Raw genomic sequence first — 14,841 nt, 5'->3', positions numbered from 1 at the left:
TTAATCTAAAGAATTCCTTAAGGCTTGCCTCAGAGATAGTTGGTTTTAAGAAATTTTTCATTTCTTTTTCCTCCATAATTCACTATAAAACATAACCGTAGCTAATGCTATGCTTAAATTTTCTATTTCATCTGAATAAAAAATAATTCAAATTTGAGGTGATCATTTAGAAATTCATTTGGTATAAAGGTAAAACCTAATAATAATTATTCTATTTTTGAACTAGATTCTGACCATAATAATTATGAAAATAATTTCAATGATTCCTGCGCGTTATAGTGCATCGCGGTTTCCGGGAAAACTTATGCAAGACCTAGGGGGAAAAACGGTCATATTGCGTACATACGAAGCCACTAAGGCTACTAATTTGTTTGACGACGTATTTGTTGTTACCGATAGCAAAATTATTTACGATGAAATTGTAAATAATGGCGGGAAGGCAATGATGAGTAAAAAGGAGCATGATTGCGGTAGTGATAGAATAGCAGAAGCTGTCGAATTTATGGATGTAGATATTGTAATCAATGTGCAAGGAGACGAACCATTTACAGATAAAGAATCGTTGGCTAAATTGATTGAAGTTTTTAAAGATGATCATGATAAAAGTATTGATTTGGCGTCTTTAATGGTTCATATTACGGATATAGATGAGATTAACAATCCTAATACCGTAAAGGTTATAGTAGATCAATCCAATTTTGCGCTTTATTTTTCCAGAAGTCCAATTCCGTATCCAAGAGAAAAAAGGGTAGGAGTAAAATACTATAAACACAAAGGCGTTTATGCTTTTAGAAAAGAAGCCATACTGGATTTTTATAAGTTACCAATGTTGTCATTAGAAGCTTCAGAAAAAATAGAATGTATTCGTTATTTGGAATATGGAAAACGCATTAAAATGGTAGAAACTGATGTTCAGGGTGTTGAAATTGATACGCCAGAAGATTTGGAACGTGCTAAAAAAATATGGAAATAGTCTGTGTTGAACTTCCTGAACTGAATTATAAAATGAAAATAAATTGATAAAAGAATACGACAATATAAAAGTGATTGGCTTTGATGCCGATGATACGCTTTGGGTAAATGAAACCTATTTTCGTGAAGCTGAAGAAGCATTTGGGAGGTTACTATCAGATTATGAAACCCCAAATAAAATAGACCAAGAATTGTTTAAAATGGAAATGAGCAACCTACCCATATATGGGTATGGGGTTAAAGCATTTGTGCTATCTATGGTTCAATCTGCTTTAGAATTATCTAACTATAATGTGCCACATAAGACAATTGAAGCGATACTTGATATTGGTAAAAACATGCTTAATAAACCAGTGGAATTACTTGATGGTGTTGAAGATGTTTTGGAAGTGTTGTCAAAAAAATATCGTTTAATACTTGCAACGAAGGGTGATTTGTTGGATCAAGAGCGTAAACTAGAAAAATCTGGTCTTACAAGTTATTTTCATCATATAGAAGTATTAAGTGATAAAAAAGAAGTCAATTATTCTAAATTATTAAACCATCTGGACATTAAACCATCTGAGTTTTTAATGATAGGGAATTCTTTGAAATCTGATGTGTTACCATTAGTAAATATTAACGCCCATGCGATCCATATACCTTTTCATACCACCTGGGCGCACGAGGAAGTCACAGAAAAAGACACAAACGGAAAAACATACAAAACGATAAATAGTTTGCGAGATGTTATAAAACTATTGGATTAATTGAAGATAATAAATATAAATACTTGGAATAGAAAACAACATTACGAGCATTTTTGCAGATTAAAAGATCCTTATTTTGCTGTAACTATCCCTTTTAATGTTACTAAAGCATATAAATTTTCAAAAGACAGCAATAAAAGTTTTTTTGCTAAATATCTACACGATTGTATGAAAGCTATAAATGTGGTTGATAATTTTAGGTATAGAATTGAAGATGGAAATGTTGTGGATTATAATATTATTCATGCATCAGCTACAATAATGCGAAGTGATAAAACGTTTGGTTTTTCTTTCATTGAATATAACGACGATTTGGATATTTTTATAGAAAATATAGCCATAGAAAAGGAAAGAATTGAAAATTCAACAGACTTATATCCACCTCAAAATGGGTTAAACTGTATACATTGTTCCGCAATGCCTTGGTTACATTTTTCCGGACAGAAAGAACCTGTTTCTGGAGTCTTGGATTCTGTACCAAAAATAGCATTTAGTAAAGTAAGCAAAGTCAATAATGAATTAATGATGAATATTTCTGTTAACGTAAATCACGCATTAGTTGATGGTTACCACGTTGGTTTATTTTCAGAAAAATTTCAAGAATATTTAAACCAATAATATTTAAAATAAATACTATTTTTACTTTTTGTAAAAAAAAACTGTTAAATGAATTATAAGAACTTTCCAATGGTGCCAAGAGTCATTTTTGGCAGAGGTAGTTTCAATCAGTTAAACGAAATTTTGGCCCCAAAACGTTTAAACATCCGTGCTCCATTTATTTATTTGGTAGATGATGTTTTTAAAAGTAATTCTTGGTTAACTTCAAGAATACAATTATCATATGATGATAAGATTATTTTTATTTCTTCAAAAGAAGAACCAAAAACGTCTCAAGTAGATACTTTGGTTGAAGAAATTATTTTATTAACAAAAGAACGTCCGTCGGGAATTATTGGTATAGGAGGAGGAACGGTTTTAGACCTAGCTAAAGCTGTTTCTATAATGCTAACCAATGATGGAGAAGCTAAAGATTATCAAGGTTGGGATTTAGTAAAAAATGAAGGAATATATCATGTTGGTATTCCAACAATATCTGGAACAGGAGCCGAGGTTTCCAGAACGACGGTCCTTACAGGACCACGTAAAAAGCTTGGTATAAATTCAGATTTCACACCGTTTGATCAAGTTATATTAGATTCCGAACTCACTAAAAATGTTCCTATAAATCAATGGTTTTATACAGGAATGGATTGTTATATTCATTGTGTAGAATCATTAAACGGAACCTATTTAAATGCGTTTAGTCAAAGTTACGGTGATATGGCCTTAGACTTGTGTAAAGAGATCTTTTTAAGTGATGATCTTACAGAGGTTGAAGCTCAAGAAAAATTGATGATGGCTTCATGGCATGGTGGTATGAGTATTGTTTATTCTCAAGTAGGCGTTGCACATGCTATGAGTTATGGTTTATCTTATTTACTGGGTACAAAGCACGGCATTGGTAATTGTATCGTTTTTGATCATTTAGAAGAGTTTTATCCAGAAGGGGTAAAGCTTTTTAAGGAAATGAAAGCAAAACACAATATTGAATTGCCCAAAGGTATTTGTGCTAATTTGGCAGATGAGGAGTTTAATATAATGATTGATATTGCATTGAGTTTAGAACCACTTTGGGAAAATGCTTTAGGAAAAAATTGGAAAAAAACGATGACTCGTGAAAAATTAAGAGGGCTTTATCAAAAAATGTAATATGCGATGGCTTGCCAAATTTATTTATTATAAATTATTAGGATGGAAAGTTGTAGATCATACCCATATCTCAAAAAACTTAGTTAAAAAAGCCATAATAATTACGGTGCCACATACAAGCTGGCATGATTTTTATATGGCTATTTTGCTACGTTCAGTATTAGATATAGATACACATTTTGTAGGTAAAAAGGAATTATTTACATTTCCAATAGGATGGTTTTTTAGAGTACTGGGAGGGATACCAATTGATAGGCATACTAAAGAAAACAAAGTAGATTTAATTGCTAAATTATTTGAAGGAAAAGAAGAATTTAGGATGACTTTAGCTCCAGAAGGAACTCGCAAAAAAGTAGGTAAATGGCGTACTGGGTTTTATTATATAGCTAAAAAAGCGAAGGTGCCAATCATAATGATTACACTTGATTTTGAAAATAAGCAAAATAAAATTTCAAAACCCTTTTATCCAACAGATGATGTGGAAGCTGATTTTAAGTTTATGTACGAGTTTTTTAAGGGCGTAAAAGGGAAAATTTCTGATGCTTCCTAACTATTTATGATCCCACGAATCTTCATTGTTTTTGTTGCTAGGTGAGAGACCTAAAATTTCATTTTTAGTATTGACGCCTAGACCTAAAACTGTTCTATTTGCATAGTTAAAATATGAAACTACTTGATTTACTTCCAGTATCTCACCATCATTTATATCTAATTCTTTTAAATATGCTATATCACTCTCAATAAGTGAACTTGCTTCAAGTGTTAGTTGCTTTGCATAATTAACTAAGGCAAATTCTTTTTTAGATAAAATAATTTTTAGAGAATCATTTTCAATATGTGATTTTAATAATTCAGATTTCTTATCATCATTTAAGAAACGTTTCATTCCCTCAAAATGATGTTGATAACAGTAATCACATTTATTAATATAACTTGTATAGGTTCCTAAAAGCTCTAAAAACCAATTAGGAAAAGTATTATTGCTGTGATGTAATGTGTTTTTATAAAGAGCCATATGACCTGCAAGTGTATGCGGTCTTAAACTATGAATACTTAGCACATTATCAATTTGATTATTAGGCCCCTTAATTTTATTATAAATAGCTTTTAACTTACCCGTAGCTTGTTCAAAAGGAATAACTTTAATCCAACTCATTATTTAATGTTTTGTAAATGTGGCATAGAATTTGAAAGATAATAATTGTATAAGAAATGAAACATAAAGTAAACAATTATTTGTTCCTAAAAAGAAACATTTCTAACACTTAAAACTAAAAGTTACCTTGTTTTAATAAGGTAACTTTTTTGTTTGGAATACTTTTTATGATGCTTTTACTTTATTTTACTTCTTTTAAAGCATTATCAATACGTGTTCTTAAATGCTGTTTATGAGCTCTAGACGATATATTTCCTGTATTTGAAGCCATTGTTTTAATATTATTTAAATTATACAAAGCCATAGACTTTGCATTATTTGTATATCTGCTATTTTGCTTCCTTGTAAGGATGTCTATAAGCATGTTGGTATATTCTAATTGTAAATTTTGTCTAAAAGAGTTTACATTAGAGTAAATATCTGCCTTGAAAATAGCCTTGTTTAAATCACTCATAAAAGTAGATAGACTATATCCGTTACTGTATAATTCTGAATCTGTAATTCTTTGTAATGTATTGTAGTGTAATATATGATTAAGCACATTTTTTTGGTATCCTAAGACTTGGCTGTGAATTTTTGGATCTTCAGGGGTTCTAAAGTTATAACCTCTTCGTTGCATAGCCAAATAGTTATACAGGTCATTAGGAGCACTAAAAGCATTTGGTGCAAATACATATTTACTTAAAGCTGACATGGCTCTTTTTTGATCAGCTAAGCTAACTGGGGTGTAAGGTTGTTTTTCACCATTTTGCCCAGCCATGGCTCTATCTACATAGATACCTCCAATAAACCTTGAAATGACATTGGCGGCACTTCCTCTTTGACTACTTAAAATATAATAGGCTTGTCTTAATTCCTGATAAGATTGGCCTGATTTAGTAAACTTATCTTTTATACCACGCATCATAGTATTAATAACCTCAAATCGATCAATAGAATATCTAATTTGGTCGTTAGACATGTCTCCAACCATAACTCTTGGATCAATAGCTTTTCCAGGAGAGCGCATATCATCAGCATCGTTACCAAAAATAAGCTCTGGTTTGGTTGATTGCTGTAATAATTCTGTTCTTTCTTGTTTAGTTTTAAAAGGGGTGTATCCAAATTGAACAGCCCAAACATCATAAGGCCCAACAGCTGTATCATAGTACTGTCCTTGCTTTGTTCGGTCTTTTGTTATGTTAATAGCTGCATAATCCATTACAGAGCCCGTTAGGCATTTCCCTTTAATAAAATTGGCATCAGCTAATTGTTCAGGAGAGAATAACTGACTTGCCTTCATGTTGTGGTTTAAGCCTAAAGTATGACCAACTTCATGCATGATTAAAGCAGTCATCGCTTCTTTTTTCATACGCTTCATTTCTAAATCTGAGGCATTCGTAGCTTTCAATACAGCATTTCCAAAAAGTGTATTTTCATGCATAATATGTCCTAAAGAGCAATACATTTTGTGATCTTCTTCCATGTTTGAATTTTCGAAAGTCTTATGTAATGAAGTTAGATCAAATAATTTATCATACATCACTCTATTGGTAAAGTGTACATATTCTAACATAATATCTGCGCCTAAAATCTGCCCTGTTTTTGGGTTTACAAAACTAGGACCATAACCACCAAAAGGAGGCTGTGGAGAGGACGTCCAACGTAATACGTTATATCTTATATCTCCAGCATCCCAAAGTGCGTCATCCGGTTGAATTTTAACAACCATAGCGTTTTTAAACCCGGCTTTTTCAAAAGCAACATTCCATTGTAAAACCCCATTTTTTATAGTTTCACGCCATTCTAATGGTGTTGAATTTTCTATCCACCAGGTAATAGGTTCGACAGGTTCTGAAATAGTTGCATTTGGATTTTTCTTTTTTAAATTCCAGCGATGTACTAAATCACGGTATGGTGTAGCACTAGTAGACGTTTGGTCATCTACCTGGGTTATGAAATAGCCAACCCTGGGGTCATCGTATCTAACTTCATAATCGTTTTCCGGTAATGCTATTAAGCTATGAAACACTTTAATACTTACGTTTCTTCCATCAGCCACAGCATTAGAACCACCATTTAAAACAGATGGAGAAGAATATACATACTCCACTGCTAAATCTGTATTGTTGTCATAATTACGAATAGCATCTATTTTAGTTTTTGTCTTATTTAAATTACCCAATTTAAAAGCGCTAGGTGCTGCTCCTGGTAATCTTGGCCGCTTAATTTGTGATAGGGTTTCAGCTAGAAACAGATTATCAGCTTTTATTAGATAAAACCCCTTTTTTTTATCATGGCTTTCAATTTTTATGCTAGCCATGTTCCCATTACTAATATTAGCATCTTTAGATTTTGAAAGGGGACTTTCCGGGTCAAAGTAAAACGATATGTTTTGTGTTATAAATTCAATCTTATCAAAATATTTTTCAATCTTAAACACTTTAGAACCTCTATAGGAGCCTCTAATAATTCTTCCAGCATCCATAACACCATCAGCAATTTGACTAAAATAGATGTACTCTTTGTTTATTTGATCATCAGAAATAATCATTTGTATAGATCCTGTTATGGTATCTTGGTAAATAGTGAATAATCCGTCTATTTTTTTACTTGATTTAACGAGTTCAGCAATCGTTTTTACTTTTGTCTTTTTCTTGGCAGGTTTATCAACAACTTCTATCTGATTCTTTTTCTTACCTTTTTTTCTTTTTTGAGCTTGAACGTTTTCTGATATAGAAAAAAGCATTAACGTTAATGCAAAACAAATAAGTTTTGTAGTCCTTAGATTTTTAAATTTCATAATATTATTTTGAATTAGTCGTGTTAAAATTAAAAATAAAGAATGGCTTATATCTATATAAAATGTTAAAAGAAATCCAATGATATATATTTTAGAGACTCTTAGTAGACAATATATCAGTATCTTTAACCATTATGACAAAAGACACTAAGATTGCCGTATTAATTGATGGAGATAATATTCCATCAAAGTATATTTCTGAAATGATGGAAGAAATAGCAAAATACGGAACACCGACCATAAAGCGAATTTATGGGGATTGGACAAAGCCGCATCTCTCTAAGTGGAAAAGTATACTACTTGAAAATGCCATTACACCCATTCAGCAATATGGCTATACAACAGGGAAGAATGCTACAGACTCTGCCATGATAATTGATGCCATGGATATTTTATATTCTGAAAAAGTAAATGGTTTTTGTTTAGTGTCTTCTGATAGTGATTTTACAAAATTAGCAACACGATTACGTGAAGCTGGGATGCAGGTTTATGGGATGGGAGAAAAGAAAACGCCAAATCCGTTTATTGTGGCCTGCGATAAGTTTATTTATCTGGAAATCCTTAAAAAGGATCTTGAAAAAGACGATAAAGAAGGTAAATCTAAAAAGGTTAATTTGTATAATATTACGCCTAAGGTGATTAGACTTCTTAAAAATTCAGTGTCAGATGCTGCAGATGATGATGGTTGGGCATTTCTTGGAGATGTTGGTTCTCTAATACTAAAAAAACAACCTAATTTTGATTCCAGAAATTTTGGCTTTGATAAGTTAACACCTCTTTTTAAATCATTAGATCATTTTGAAATGGAACAACGCGACCAAAGTAATGGACGATTTAAATTGATTTTTGTTAGGAATAAGTAAATTTTAAAACAAACAAAAAGAGGTCACCATGTCATTCAGAAGGAGGAACGACAGAAGAATCTTTTTAAATGGTAGCATCATAGAGAAATGGTGAATAGGGGTTGAAAACTAAAATTACACAGTTTTTTTCTCTACAATGCGTTTAATTTTTATTTGATATAAAAACAATGAGATTTTTCGCTTCGCTCTGAATAACAGCACGTTTTAAAAATTACCCAGAATTTTATCCATAACCCAGCTAGTGTGAAGTGCTGAGCCTCCAGAAGAAGGATGTATGTAGTTCTTTTTAATTAACATATCTCTCATACCTTCTACATGATGAAGCTGTATATGTTTCGGGTTTTCAATAACCAATTCTTCATGTTTTGTATCACTGTTTAATATGATTGGATTATCATGGAAAACAGAAAATAAAATGGTTCCCTTACTTCCAAAAATTTGAGCTTTATCTGTATGATCATTGCAGCCAAAATTCCAGCAACCAGATCCAGTAGTACCATTTTCATGTGCCCAACAAGCAGTTACAGCATCGTTTGATGAATAAAGACCTTGTTGGTTAAGACTTATGCCATGTGCACTTTTTATATCACCTAGTAGGTAAGTGAACAGATCAAGGCCATGACTTGCCAGATCATCAAAGTAGCCACCTGGAGCTATTTTAGAATCAGTCCGCCAATTATATGCTTTTGATTTATCAATATCGTTAGCAGGTTTATTTAAATGCCAATTTATATGTCTGACGTCCCCTATATATTTATTTTCTAACCAATTTTTTATTTGATTAAAACGAGGTAATGATCTTCTATAATAAGCGACAAATAATGGTAAATCTTTATCCTTATAAGCGTTATATATTTTCAGACTCTCGTTATAGGAGGGAGACATAGGTTTCTCTATACAACAAATTTTTCCTGCGTTCGCTACTTTTAATGCATAAAACATATGTGTGTCTGGGGGTGTTGCTATATATACAGCATCGATTTCATCATCATTAATCAAATCATCAGCATTAGCATAAACTTTACTTATGTCATGTCTTTGAGCATAATCCTTTGCTTTATCATAATCACGCCTCATAACAGCTGCTAGTTTAAAACCTTCTGTTGCTTTATAAGCAGGTCCGCTTTTAACTTCTGTGACTTTTCCGCATCCAATGATTCCCCATTTAATTGTTTTATCGCTTTTTTGAGAATTGACCATGTGGTTTTATTATATAGTTAGAGATTTATTCTGTATTTTCTTCCATAGTATGGTACACATTATATACGTCAATAATACTTTGAAAACCTTATATTTATTGATGTGTTTGATATTTAAAAAAAAATATAACTGGTTCTAAAACGGTATGAAAATGACTGATTTATTTTGGAAAAATCAAATATATAGATATTACTTTGGTTATAGAAAAAAAAAGAATAGTGTATGTGTTAAAATGTTCTTAAAAGTGAATAAAAAAACGGAAAAAGGAAATAATCTATAAAGTAATATGAATTATTAGAGAACCCTTTAATATCGTTGACAACACCCCAAATATATTGATTATATTGAGGCTTATTCAGCCATGGTATGGTATACATTCTGCACATCATCATCTTCTTCTAACTTTTCTAAAAGCTTTTCTACATCAACAGATTGTTCTGCAGTAAGTGGTTTTGTTACTTGTGGAATACGCTCAAAACCAGAAGATAAAATTTCAATTTCTCGAGTTTCTAATTCAGCTTGAATGGCTCCAAAACTTTCAAAAGGTGCATATATTAATATACCGTCCTCATCAGCAAAAACCTCTTCAGCTCCAAAATCTATAAATTCCAGTTCGATTTCTTCAGGATCTAAACCATCCCCATTAATTCTAAAATTACAAGTATGATCAAACATAAAAACTACAGAGCCTGATGTTCCTAAGCTACCATCACATTTATTAAAATAACTACGTACATTGGCTACGGTACGGGTGTTGTTATCGGTTGCTGTTTCAACTAAAATGGCAATTCCATGAGGCGCATATCCTTCAAAAATAACTTCTTTATAATCGCCTTGACTTTTATCACTTGCTTTTTTTATAGCACGTTCTACATTATCCTTAGGCATATTAACGGCCTTGGCATTTTGTATAACGGCTCTTAAACGGGAATTACTAGCGGGATCTGGGCCTCCTTCTTTTACCGCCATAACAATATCTTTACCTATACGAGTAAAGGCTTTGCTCATAGCAGACCAACGTTTCATTTTCCTTGCTTTTCTAAATTCAAAAGCTCTTCCCATAATACCGATATTTTATTTTTAGTTTCCTCGAAAGAGGAAATCTCATTAATTTTAACAGGATGTTATTTATGCCAACAAATTTAAAAAAATCTACCAACCAAAATAATAGTTGTCTGTTTTAATTTTTTAGAATGTACTGACTGTCTACTGCTAATTGAACACTGTGACCAGATTACTCCTCATCTGGTTCTACAATAGCCTCAATAGCCTCAGCTAATTTAAAATCTTTATTAGTAACGCCATCAGCATCATGGGTGGATAATGAAATAGTAAGCACATTGTATACATTAGACCAATTTGGATGATGGTTTAAAGCCTCACACTCAAAAGCAATTCTGCTCATGGCACTAAAGCAATCCTTAAAGTTTTCAAATTCGAATTCGGCATGAATGGCATTATCATAATAATCCCAATCAGGAAAGTGTAATAATCGTTTTTCTATATCTTGTTCTGAAAGCTTGCTCATAGAATTAAATGTTTTAATAAATGTTATTTTACTAATTTAACGATTCCTAAGGTTTAAATCAACTATAATTTTAACTCTGATACTATTTGTTGACTGACAAGTTGAAGGTGTTTAGGTAATAGATTGTATTTTGGTAATACAGCTAAATATCTATCATCATTAGTGGTATAAACATTTTTATAAGTCACTTTGTTATTGAACTCAAAGGAATCAACAATTTCTTTTATAAAATCATCATGGTGTACCAAATCACTACTACCTAAATGAAAAACGCCTGATTTATTTCTATTAATAATATAATGGACTTGTTGCGTTACTTTTATATCATTTGTCACATTCATTATTAAGTTAGGAAAAACTTCTATGGGTTCCTTTTCTTTTATGTTTTCAAGCATTTCTATTATTCTGGGAGATTGTGCTCCAAAAACCATTGGTAACCTTAAAATAGCGACTTGCTTTTTGGGCATGCGTAATAACATATTTTCAATTTTAATTTTGAAATGTCCATAAATACTGTTACTTAAGGTTTTATCGGTTTCGTAACTTGGGTATTTACTGTAAGCATCAAAAACATTTGCAGAGGATATAAAAATGAGTTTTATTTTGTTTGTAAACACATATTCCGCCAGATGTTGATGGGCTACTAATTGCGCTGAAAAATCACCTCGGAGTGTAGAAATAACAATGGTAGGTTTTACTATTTCTAATATTTCATAAACATCATCTTCCTCCATATTATATTGAAAGAAATGTTTATTCTTTTCATGTTCTTTATTTGAAGTATTATAGGTTCCGAATGTTTTAAAGTAGGAGCAGAGTTCTTTATAAATGGCACCACCTAAAAAACCACTGGCACCTAATATTAAAACTCTATGTTTTACCTCCCTTTTCATCATACTATCAAACTCGCGAAAGACTTTTTAGAATATAGATAATTTTGTTTCTGTAGTGAATTTTTCTAACGCTTTCATTCCTAATAATGAATTACCTTTTATATTTAGTCCAGGAGACCATGTCGTCACTACAAAGTTATCTGGTAAAAGCGCTACAATACCACCACCAACACCACTTTTTCCAGGTAGACCAACTTCAAAGGCAAATTCACCAGCTTCATCATAAAAACCACATGTAAGTATGATGGCATTAATGCGTTTAGCCTGTGTTTTTGTTAGTCGGATCTTATTTGATAAACAATTTCCTTTGTTAGATAAAAAGAAAAAAGCTTTCGTTAGTTGCTCACAATTCATTTCAATAGAACATTGATGAAAGTAGAAATCTAAAACATCATCAACAGGGTTATTTAAGTTTTCGAAAGATTTTAAAAGGTTGGCGGTTGCATAATTTTTAAAACCTGTCACTTTTTCTGAATGAGCGACGTCTATGTTGAAGTTGATAGTATCATCTCCGTTAAGGTCTCTTATATAATTTAAGAAGTCTTCTTTTGGGTTTTCTAAATTAGAAACAAGAATATCTGCAATAACAATAGCTCCAGAATTTATTAACGGATTTCTAGGAATGCCATTTTCGATTTCTAATAAAGCCAATTGGTTGAATGGATGCCCTGAAGGTTCAACATCAACACGTTTCCAAATGTCCTCTCCAATGAGTTCCATAGCTTTAGATAAGGCCAAAACTTTAGATATACTTTGAATAGAAAATGGCTTTTTATAATCGCCAACACCGTAATCTTTTCCGGCAGAAGTTCTTAAATGAATACCGAAATTATTTTTATCAACATGTGCCAATTCAGGAATGTAAGATGCCACCGTACCCTTATCGGAAGTATTCATGGCATCTTGATAAAGATTTTCTAAAATGGCTTGAAAATCAGGCATAAGTTATTTGTAAAAGGGCAATTTTATGACCGTTGCCGGAACAGCATTTTTACGTATTTGAATATTAATTTTACTATTAACATCTGCAAAAACAGTTGGTACATAACCTAAGCCAATGCCTTTGTTTAATGATGGGGACATGGTGCCGGAAGTAACGACACCAATTTTGTTTCCGTTGTTATCAACGATGTCGTAACCTTGTCTAGGAATACCACGTTCATCCAATTCAAAAGCTATTAATTTTCGTGCTGCACCTCGTTCTTTTTCTGCTTTTAAGGCCTCAGAATTTGTAAATTCTTTAGTGAATTTTGTAATCCAGCCCAAACCAGCTTCAATAGGAGAGGTGGTATCATCAATATCGTTTCCGTAAAGACAATATCCCATTTCTAAACGTAAGGTGTCTCGAGCGGCTAGCCCAATAGGTTTGATACCATAATCTGCACCAGCTTTGAATACATTATCCCAAACTTGCTTTACTTCGCTGTTCTTACAGTAAATTTCAAAGCCACCACTTCCAGTATACCCTGTAGCCGATATGATGACATGCTCTATTCCTGCAAAATCACCAACTACGAAATTGTAGAATTTTATAGCAGATAAATCATGACTGGTAATTGATTGTATGGCTTCAATGGCTTTTGGGCCTTGAATAGCAAGTAATGAATAGTCTTCACTTAAATTACGCATGGTAGCACCCATATCATTTTTAGACTGAATCCAGTTCCAATCCTTTTCAATATTACTAGCATTAACAACTAATAAATAGGTTTCTTCCTTAAGTTTATAAATAATTAAATCATCAACAATACCGCCATTATCATTTGGTAAACAGCTGTATTGAGCTTTTCCAATAGTTAATTTAGAGGCGTCGTTACTGGATACTTTTTGTATGAGGTTTAAAGCATGTTCGCCCTCAATTAAAAATTCGCCCATATGCGATACATCAAACACACCGACAGTTTGTCTTACCGTTTCATGTTCTATATTCACACCTTCATATTGTACAGGCATATTGTAGCCGGCAAATGGTACCATTTTAGCTCCAAGAGCTTCGTGAGTTGATGTTAAAGCAGTGTTCTTCATGAAAAATATATTTTATTTTTTTTCCGTGTAGACGGAAATCTTTAAAATTTGTTGAGCAAAACTACATAAATTTTGCTTGATTTTGGTTATCAAAGTTTTGTTAAAAATACCATATCATGATGTTTTGTTAGTACTTTAATACATTATTCTTAATTATAAATTTAAAAATGAATAAATTTTTAATTTTTGTTGCTTTTTTATTTTTTGTGAATGTTGCTTTTTGCCAGAAAAAATATAAAGTAGTCTTACCGGATAATTATAATGAGATGCAAGTATACCCGCTATTTATAGTGTTTCATGGCGGTAATAGTAGTATGGAAAATACGATGTTGTGGTGGACAAGTAATAAGCTTACTAAAGAATTTATTGTTGCTTATTTTGAAGCGACAACGCTTGACAATCCACCAAATAGATGGGGTTGGAGGAATCTACCTAAGGAACGCGAAAATATAAAGCAGTATTATTCCGAAATTGTTAAAACCTACAGTGTAGAAGATGACATAGTGTATGTTGGTGGGTTTTCACTAGGAGGGAAGCTAAGTGTAGATTTGGCATTAAATCAAATACTACCAGTTAAGGGGGTTATTTCTTTAAATCATGGCGGGGGTACCACCGAGTTTTTTACACCTGAAAATATAAAGGAAGCCTCTAAAAGTAATATAAAGGCTATTTTATTAACGGGTGAAAATGATTATCGATACCGAAAAGAAACGCTTAATATTAAAGAGCAATTTGAAAAATATAGATTACAGCATCGATTTATAGAAATAAAAGATCTTGGACATGCCGTACCAAAAAACTTTAATAAAGCTTTAGATAGTTATTTAAGTTTTATTATGGATTAAATGAGAAGGTTTTTCTTTATAAAAAATAAACCACAGGAAACTCTATTTATTATGTAGAGTGTTATCATCGTTTATCCAA

General features: G+C 32.0%; 15 protein-coding genes. 7 read left to right on the top strand and 8 right to left on the bottom strand.

What is annotated here, in order from left to right; all coding sequences use genetic code 11:
• The first annotated feature begins 244 nt into the window (after positions 1 to 244).
• Genes kdsB through Q4Q47_RS17340 form a run of 5 tightly spaced genes read left to right on the top strand, consistent with a single transcriptional unit; the run spans position 245 to position 4,020 of the window.
• The gene (gene kdsB / locus Q4Q47_RS17360; protein WP_303307905.1) at positions 245 to 973 is read left to right on the top strand and encodes a 3-deoxy-manno-octulosonate cytidylyltransferase; all 729 of its coding nucleotides are present in this window, start codon (positions 245 to 247) and stop codon (positions 971 to 973) included.
• Positions 974 to 1,016: 43 nt separating this feature from the next.
• The gene (locus Q4Q47_RS17355) at positions 1,017 to 1,721 is read left to right on the top strand and encodes an HAD family hydrolase (RefSeq protein ID WP_303307904.1); all 705 of its coding nucleotides are present in this window, start codon (positions 1,017 to 1,019) and stop codon (positions 1,719 to 1,721) included.
• On the top strand, positions 1,722 to 2,339 hold the full coding sequence (locus Q4Q47_RS17350; RefSeq protein WP_303307903.1) for a CatA-like O-acetyltransferase: 618 nt from the start codon (positions 1,722 to 1,724) through the stop codon (positions 2,337 to 2,339).
• Between the two features lie 48 nt (positions 2,340 to 2,387).
• A complete protein-coding gene (locus Q4Q47_RS17345; protein ID WP_303307902.1) occupies positions 2,388 to 3,470 on the top strand; it encodes an iron-containing alcohol dehydrogenase family protein in 1,083 nt (360 codons plus the stop codon).
• Between the two features lies 1 nt (position 3,471).
• Entirely contained in the window at positions 3,472 to 4,020 is a 549-nt protein-coding gene (locus tag Q4Q47_RS17340) for a 1-acyl-sn-glycerol-3-phosphate acyltransferase (protein ID WP_303307901.1), read from the top strand.
• Here the strand turns inward: Q4Q47_RS17340 and Q4Q47_RS17335 are convergent, their stop codons facing one another.
• Together Q4Q47_RS17335 and Q4Q47_RS17330 are read right to left on the bottom strand one after the other, a co-directional pair.
• Entirely contained in the window at positions 4,021 to 4,626 is a 606-nt protein-coding gene (locus Q4Q47_RS17335; RefSeq protein ID WP_303307900.1) for a peroxidase-related enzyme, read from the bottom strand.
• A 181-nt stretch (positions 4,627 to 4,807) separates the two neighbouring features.
• Entirely contained in the window at positions 4,808 to 7,408 is a 2,601-nt protein-coding gene (locus Q4Q47_RS17330; RefSeq protein WP_303307899.1) for a zinc-dependent metalloprotease, read from the bottom strand.
• Positions 7,409 to 7,542: 134 nt separating this feature from the next.
• On the opposite strand from Q4Q47_RS17330, the gene Q4Q47_RS17325 reads away from it, so the two are divergent.
• On the top strand, positions 7,543 to 8,271 hold the full coding sequence (locus Q4Q47_RS17325) for an NYN domain-containing protein (protein WP_303307898.1): 729 nt from the start codon (positions 7,543 to 7,545) through the stop codon (positions 8,269 to 8,271).
• A 204-nt stretch (positions 8,272 to 8,475) separates the two neighbouring features.
• On the opposite strand, the gene Q4Q47_RS17320 is transcribed toward Q4Q47_RS17325, so the two are convergent.
• The 6 genes from Q4Q47_RS17320 to gcvT form a co-directional block, all read right to left on the bottom strand.
• Positions 8,476 to 9,471 carry a Gfo/Idh/MocA family protein gene (locus Q4Q47_RS17320; RefSeq protein WP_303307897.1) on the bottom strand — a complete coding sequence of 332 codons (996 nt, stop codon included), beginning with the start codon at positions 9,469 to 9,471 and terminating at the stop codon, positions 8,476 to 8,478.
• Between the two features lie 351 nt (positions 9,472 to 9,822).
• Entirely contained in the window at positions 9,823 to 10,533 is a 711-nt protein-coding gene (locus Q4Q47_RS17315; RefSeq protein ID WP_303307896.1) for a YebC/PmpR family DNA-binding transcriptional regulator, read from the bottom strand.
• Positions 10,534 to 10,705: 172 nt separating this feature from the next.
• A complete protein-coding gene (locus tag Q4Q47_RS17310; RefSeq protein WP_303307895.1) occupies positions 10,706 to 10,999 on the bottom strand; it encodes a 4a-hydroxytetrahydrobiopterin dehydratase in 294 nt (97 codons plus the stop codon).
• A 62-nt stretch (positions 11,000 to 11,061) separates the two neighbouring features.
• Positions 11,062 to 11,895 (bottom strand): sugar nucleotide-binding protein, encoded by an 834-nt coding sequence (locus Q4Q47_RS17305; protein ID WP_303307894.1) that lies wholly within the window; start codon positions 11,893 to 11,895, stop codon positions 11,062 to 11,064.
• A 24-nt stretch (positions 11,896 to 11,919) separates the two neighbouring features.
• Positions 11,920 to 12,834, bottom strand: coding sequence for a glutaminase (locus tag Q4Q47_RS17300; RefSeq protein WP_303307893.1), 915 nt, complete (start codon positions 12,832 to 12,834; stop codon positions 11,920 to 11,922).
• Positions 12,835 to 12,837: 3 nt separating this feature from the next.
• The gene (gene gcvT, locus Q4Q47_RS17295; RefSeq protein WP_303307892.1) at positions 12,838 to 13,917 is read right to left on the bottom strand and encodes a glycine cleavage system aminomethyltransferase GcvT; all 1,080 of its coding nucleotides are present in this window, start codon (positions 13,915 to 13,917) and stop codon (positions 12,838 to 12,840) included.
• Between the two features lie 167 nt (positions 13,918 to 14,084).
• On the opposite strand from gcvT, the gene Q4Q47_RS17290 reads away from it, so the two are divergent.
• Complete coding sequence (locus tag Q4Q47_RS17290; RefSeq protein WP_303307891.1) at positions 14,085 to 14,762, top strand: dienelactone hydrolase family protein; 678 nt, start codon at positions 14,085 to 14,087, stop codon at positions 14,760 to 14,762.
• Positions 14,763 to 14,841: the final 79 nt, after the last annotated feature.

The organism is Flavivirga spongiicola (assembly GCF_030540825.1).
GTDB lineage: Bacteria > Bacteroidota > Bacteroidia > Flavobacteriales > Flavobacteriaceae > Flavivirga > Flavivirga spongiicola.
The sequence above is the reverse complement of the archived record's forward strand: the minus strand, read 5'-3'. Positions and strand labels throughout refer to the sequence as shown.

Coding starts and splice junctions, on each gene's coding strand:
- kdsB (WP_303307905.1), top strand. CDS start 245: ATGAAAATAATTTCAATGATTCCTGCGCGTTATAGTGCATCGCGGTTT.
- Q4Q47_RS17345 (WP_303307902.1), top strand. CDS start 2,388: ATGAATTATAAGAACTTTCCAATGGTGCCAAGAGTCATTTTTGGCAGA.
- Q4Q47_RS17340 (WP_303307901.1), top strand. CDS start 3,472: ATGCGATGGCTTGCCAAATTTATTTATTATAAATTATTAGGATGGAAA.
- Q4Q47_RS17335 (WP_303307900.1), bottom strand. CDS start 4,626: ATGAGTTGGATTAAAGTTATTCCTTTTGAACAAGCTACGGGTAAGTTA.
- Q4Q47_RS17330 (WP_303307899.1), bottom strand. CDS start 7,408: ATGAAATTTAAAAATCTAAGGACTACAAAACTTATTTGTTTTGCATTA.
- Q4Q47_RS17325 (WP_303307898.1), top strand. CDS start 7,543: ATGACAAAAGACACTAAGATTGCCGTATTAATTGATGGAGATAATATT.
- Q4Q47_RS17320 (WP_303307897.1), bottom strand. CDS start 9,471: ATGGTCAATTCTCAAAAAAGCGATAAAACAATTAAATGGGGAATCATT.
- Q4Q47_RS17315 (WP_303307896.1), bottom strand. CDS start 10,533: ATGGGAAGAGCTTTTGAATTTAGAAAAGCAAGGAAAATGAAACGTTGG.
- Q4Q47_RS17310 (WP_303307895.1), bottom strand. CDS start 10,999: ATGAGCAAGCTTTCAGAACAAGATATAGAAAAACGATTATTACACTTT.
- Q4Q47_RS17305 (WP_303307894.1), bottom strand. CDS start 11,895: ATGATGAAAAGGGAGGTAAAACATAGAGTTTTAATATTAGGTGCCAGT.
- Q4Q47_RS17300 (WP_303307893.1), bottom strand. CDS start 12,834: ATGCCTGATTTTCAAGCCATTTTAGAAAATCTTTATCAAGATGCCATG.
- gcvT (WP_303307892.1), bottom strand. CDS start 13,917: ATGAAGAACACTGCTTTAACATCAACTCACGAAGCTCTTGGAGCTAAA.
- Q4Q47_RS17290 (WP_303307891.1), top strand. CDS start 14,085: ATGAATAAATTTTTAATTTTTGTTGCTTTTTTATTTTTTGTGAATGTT.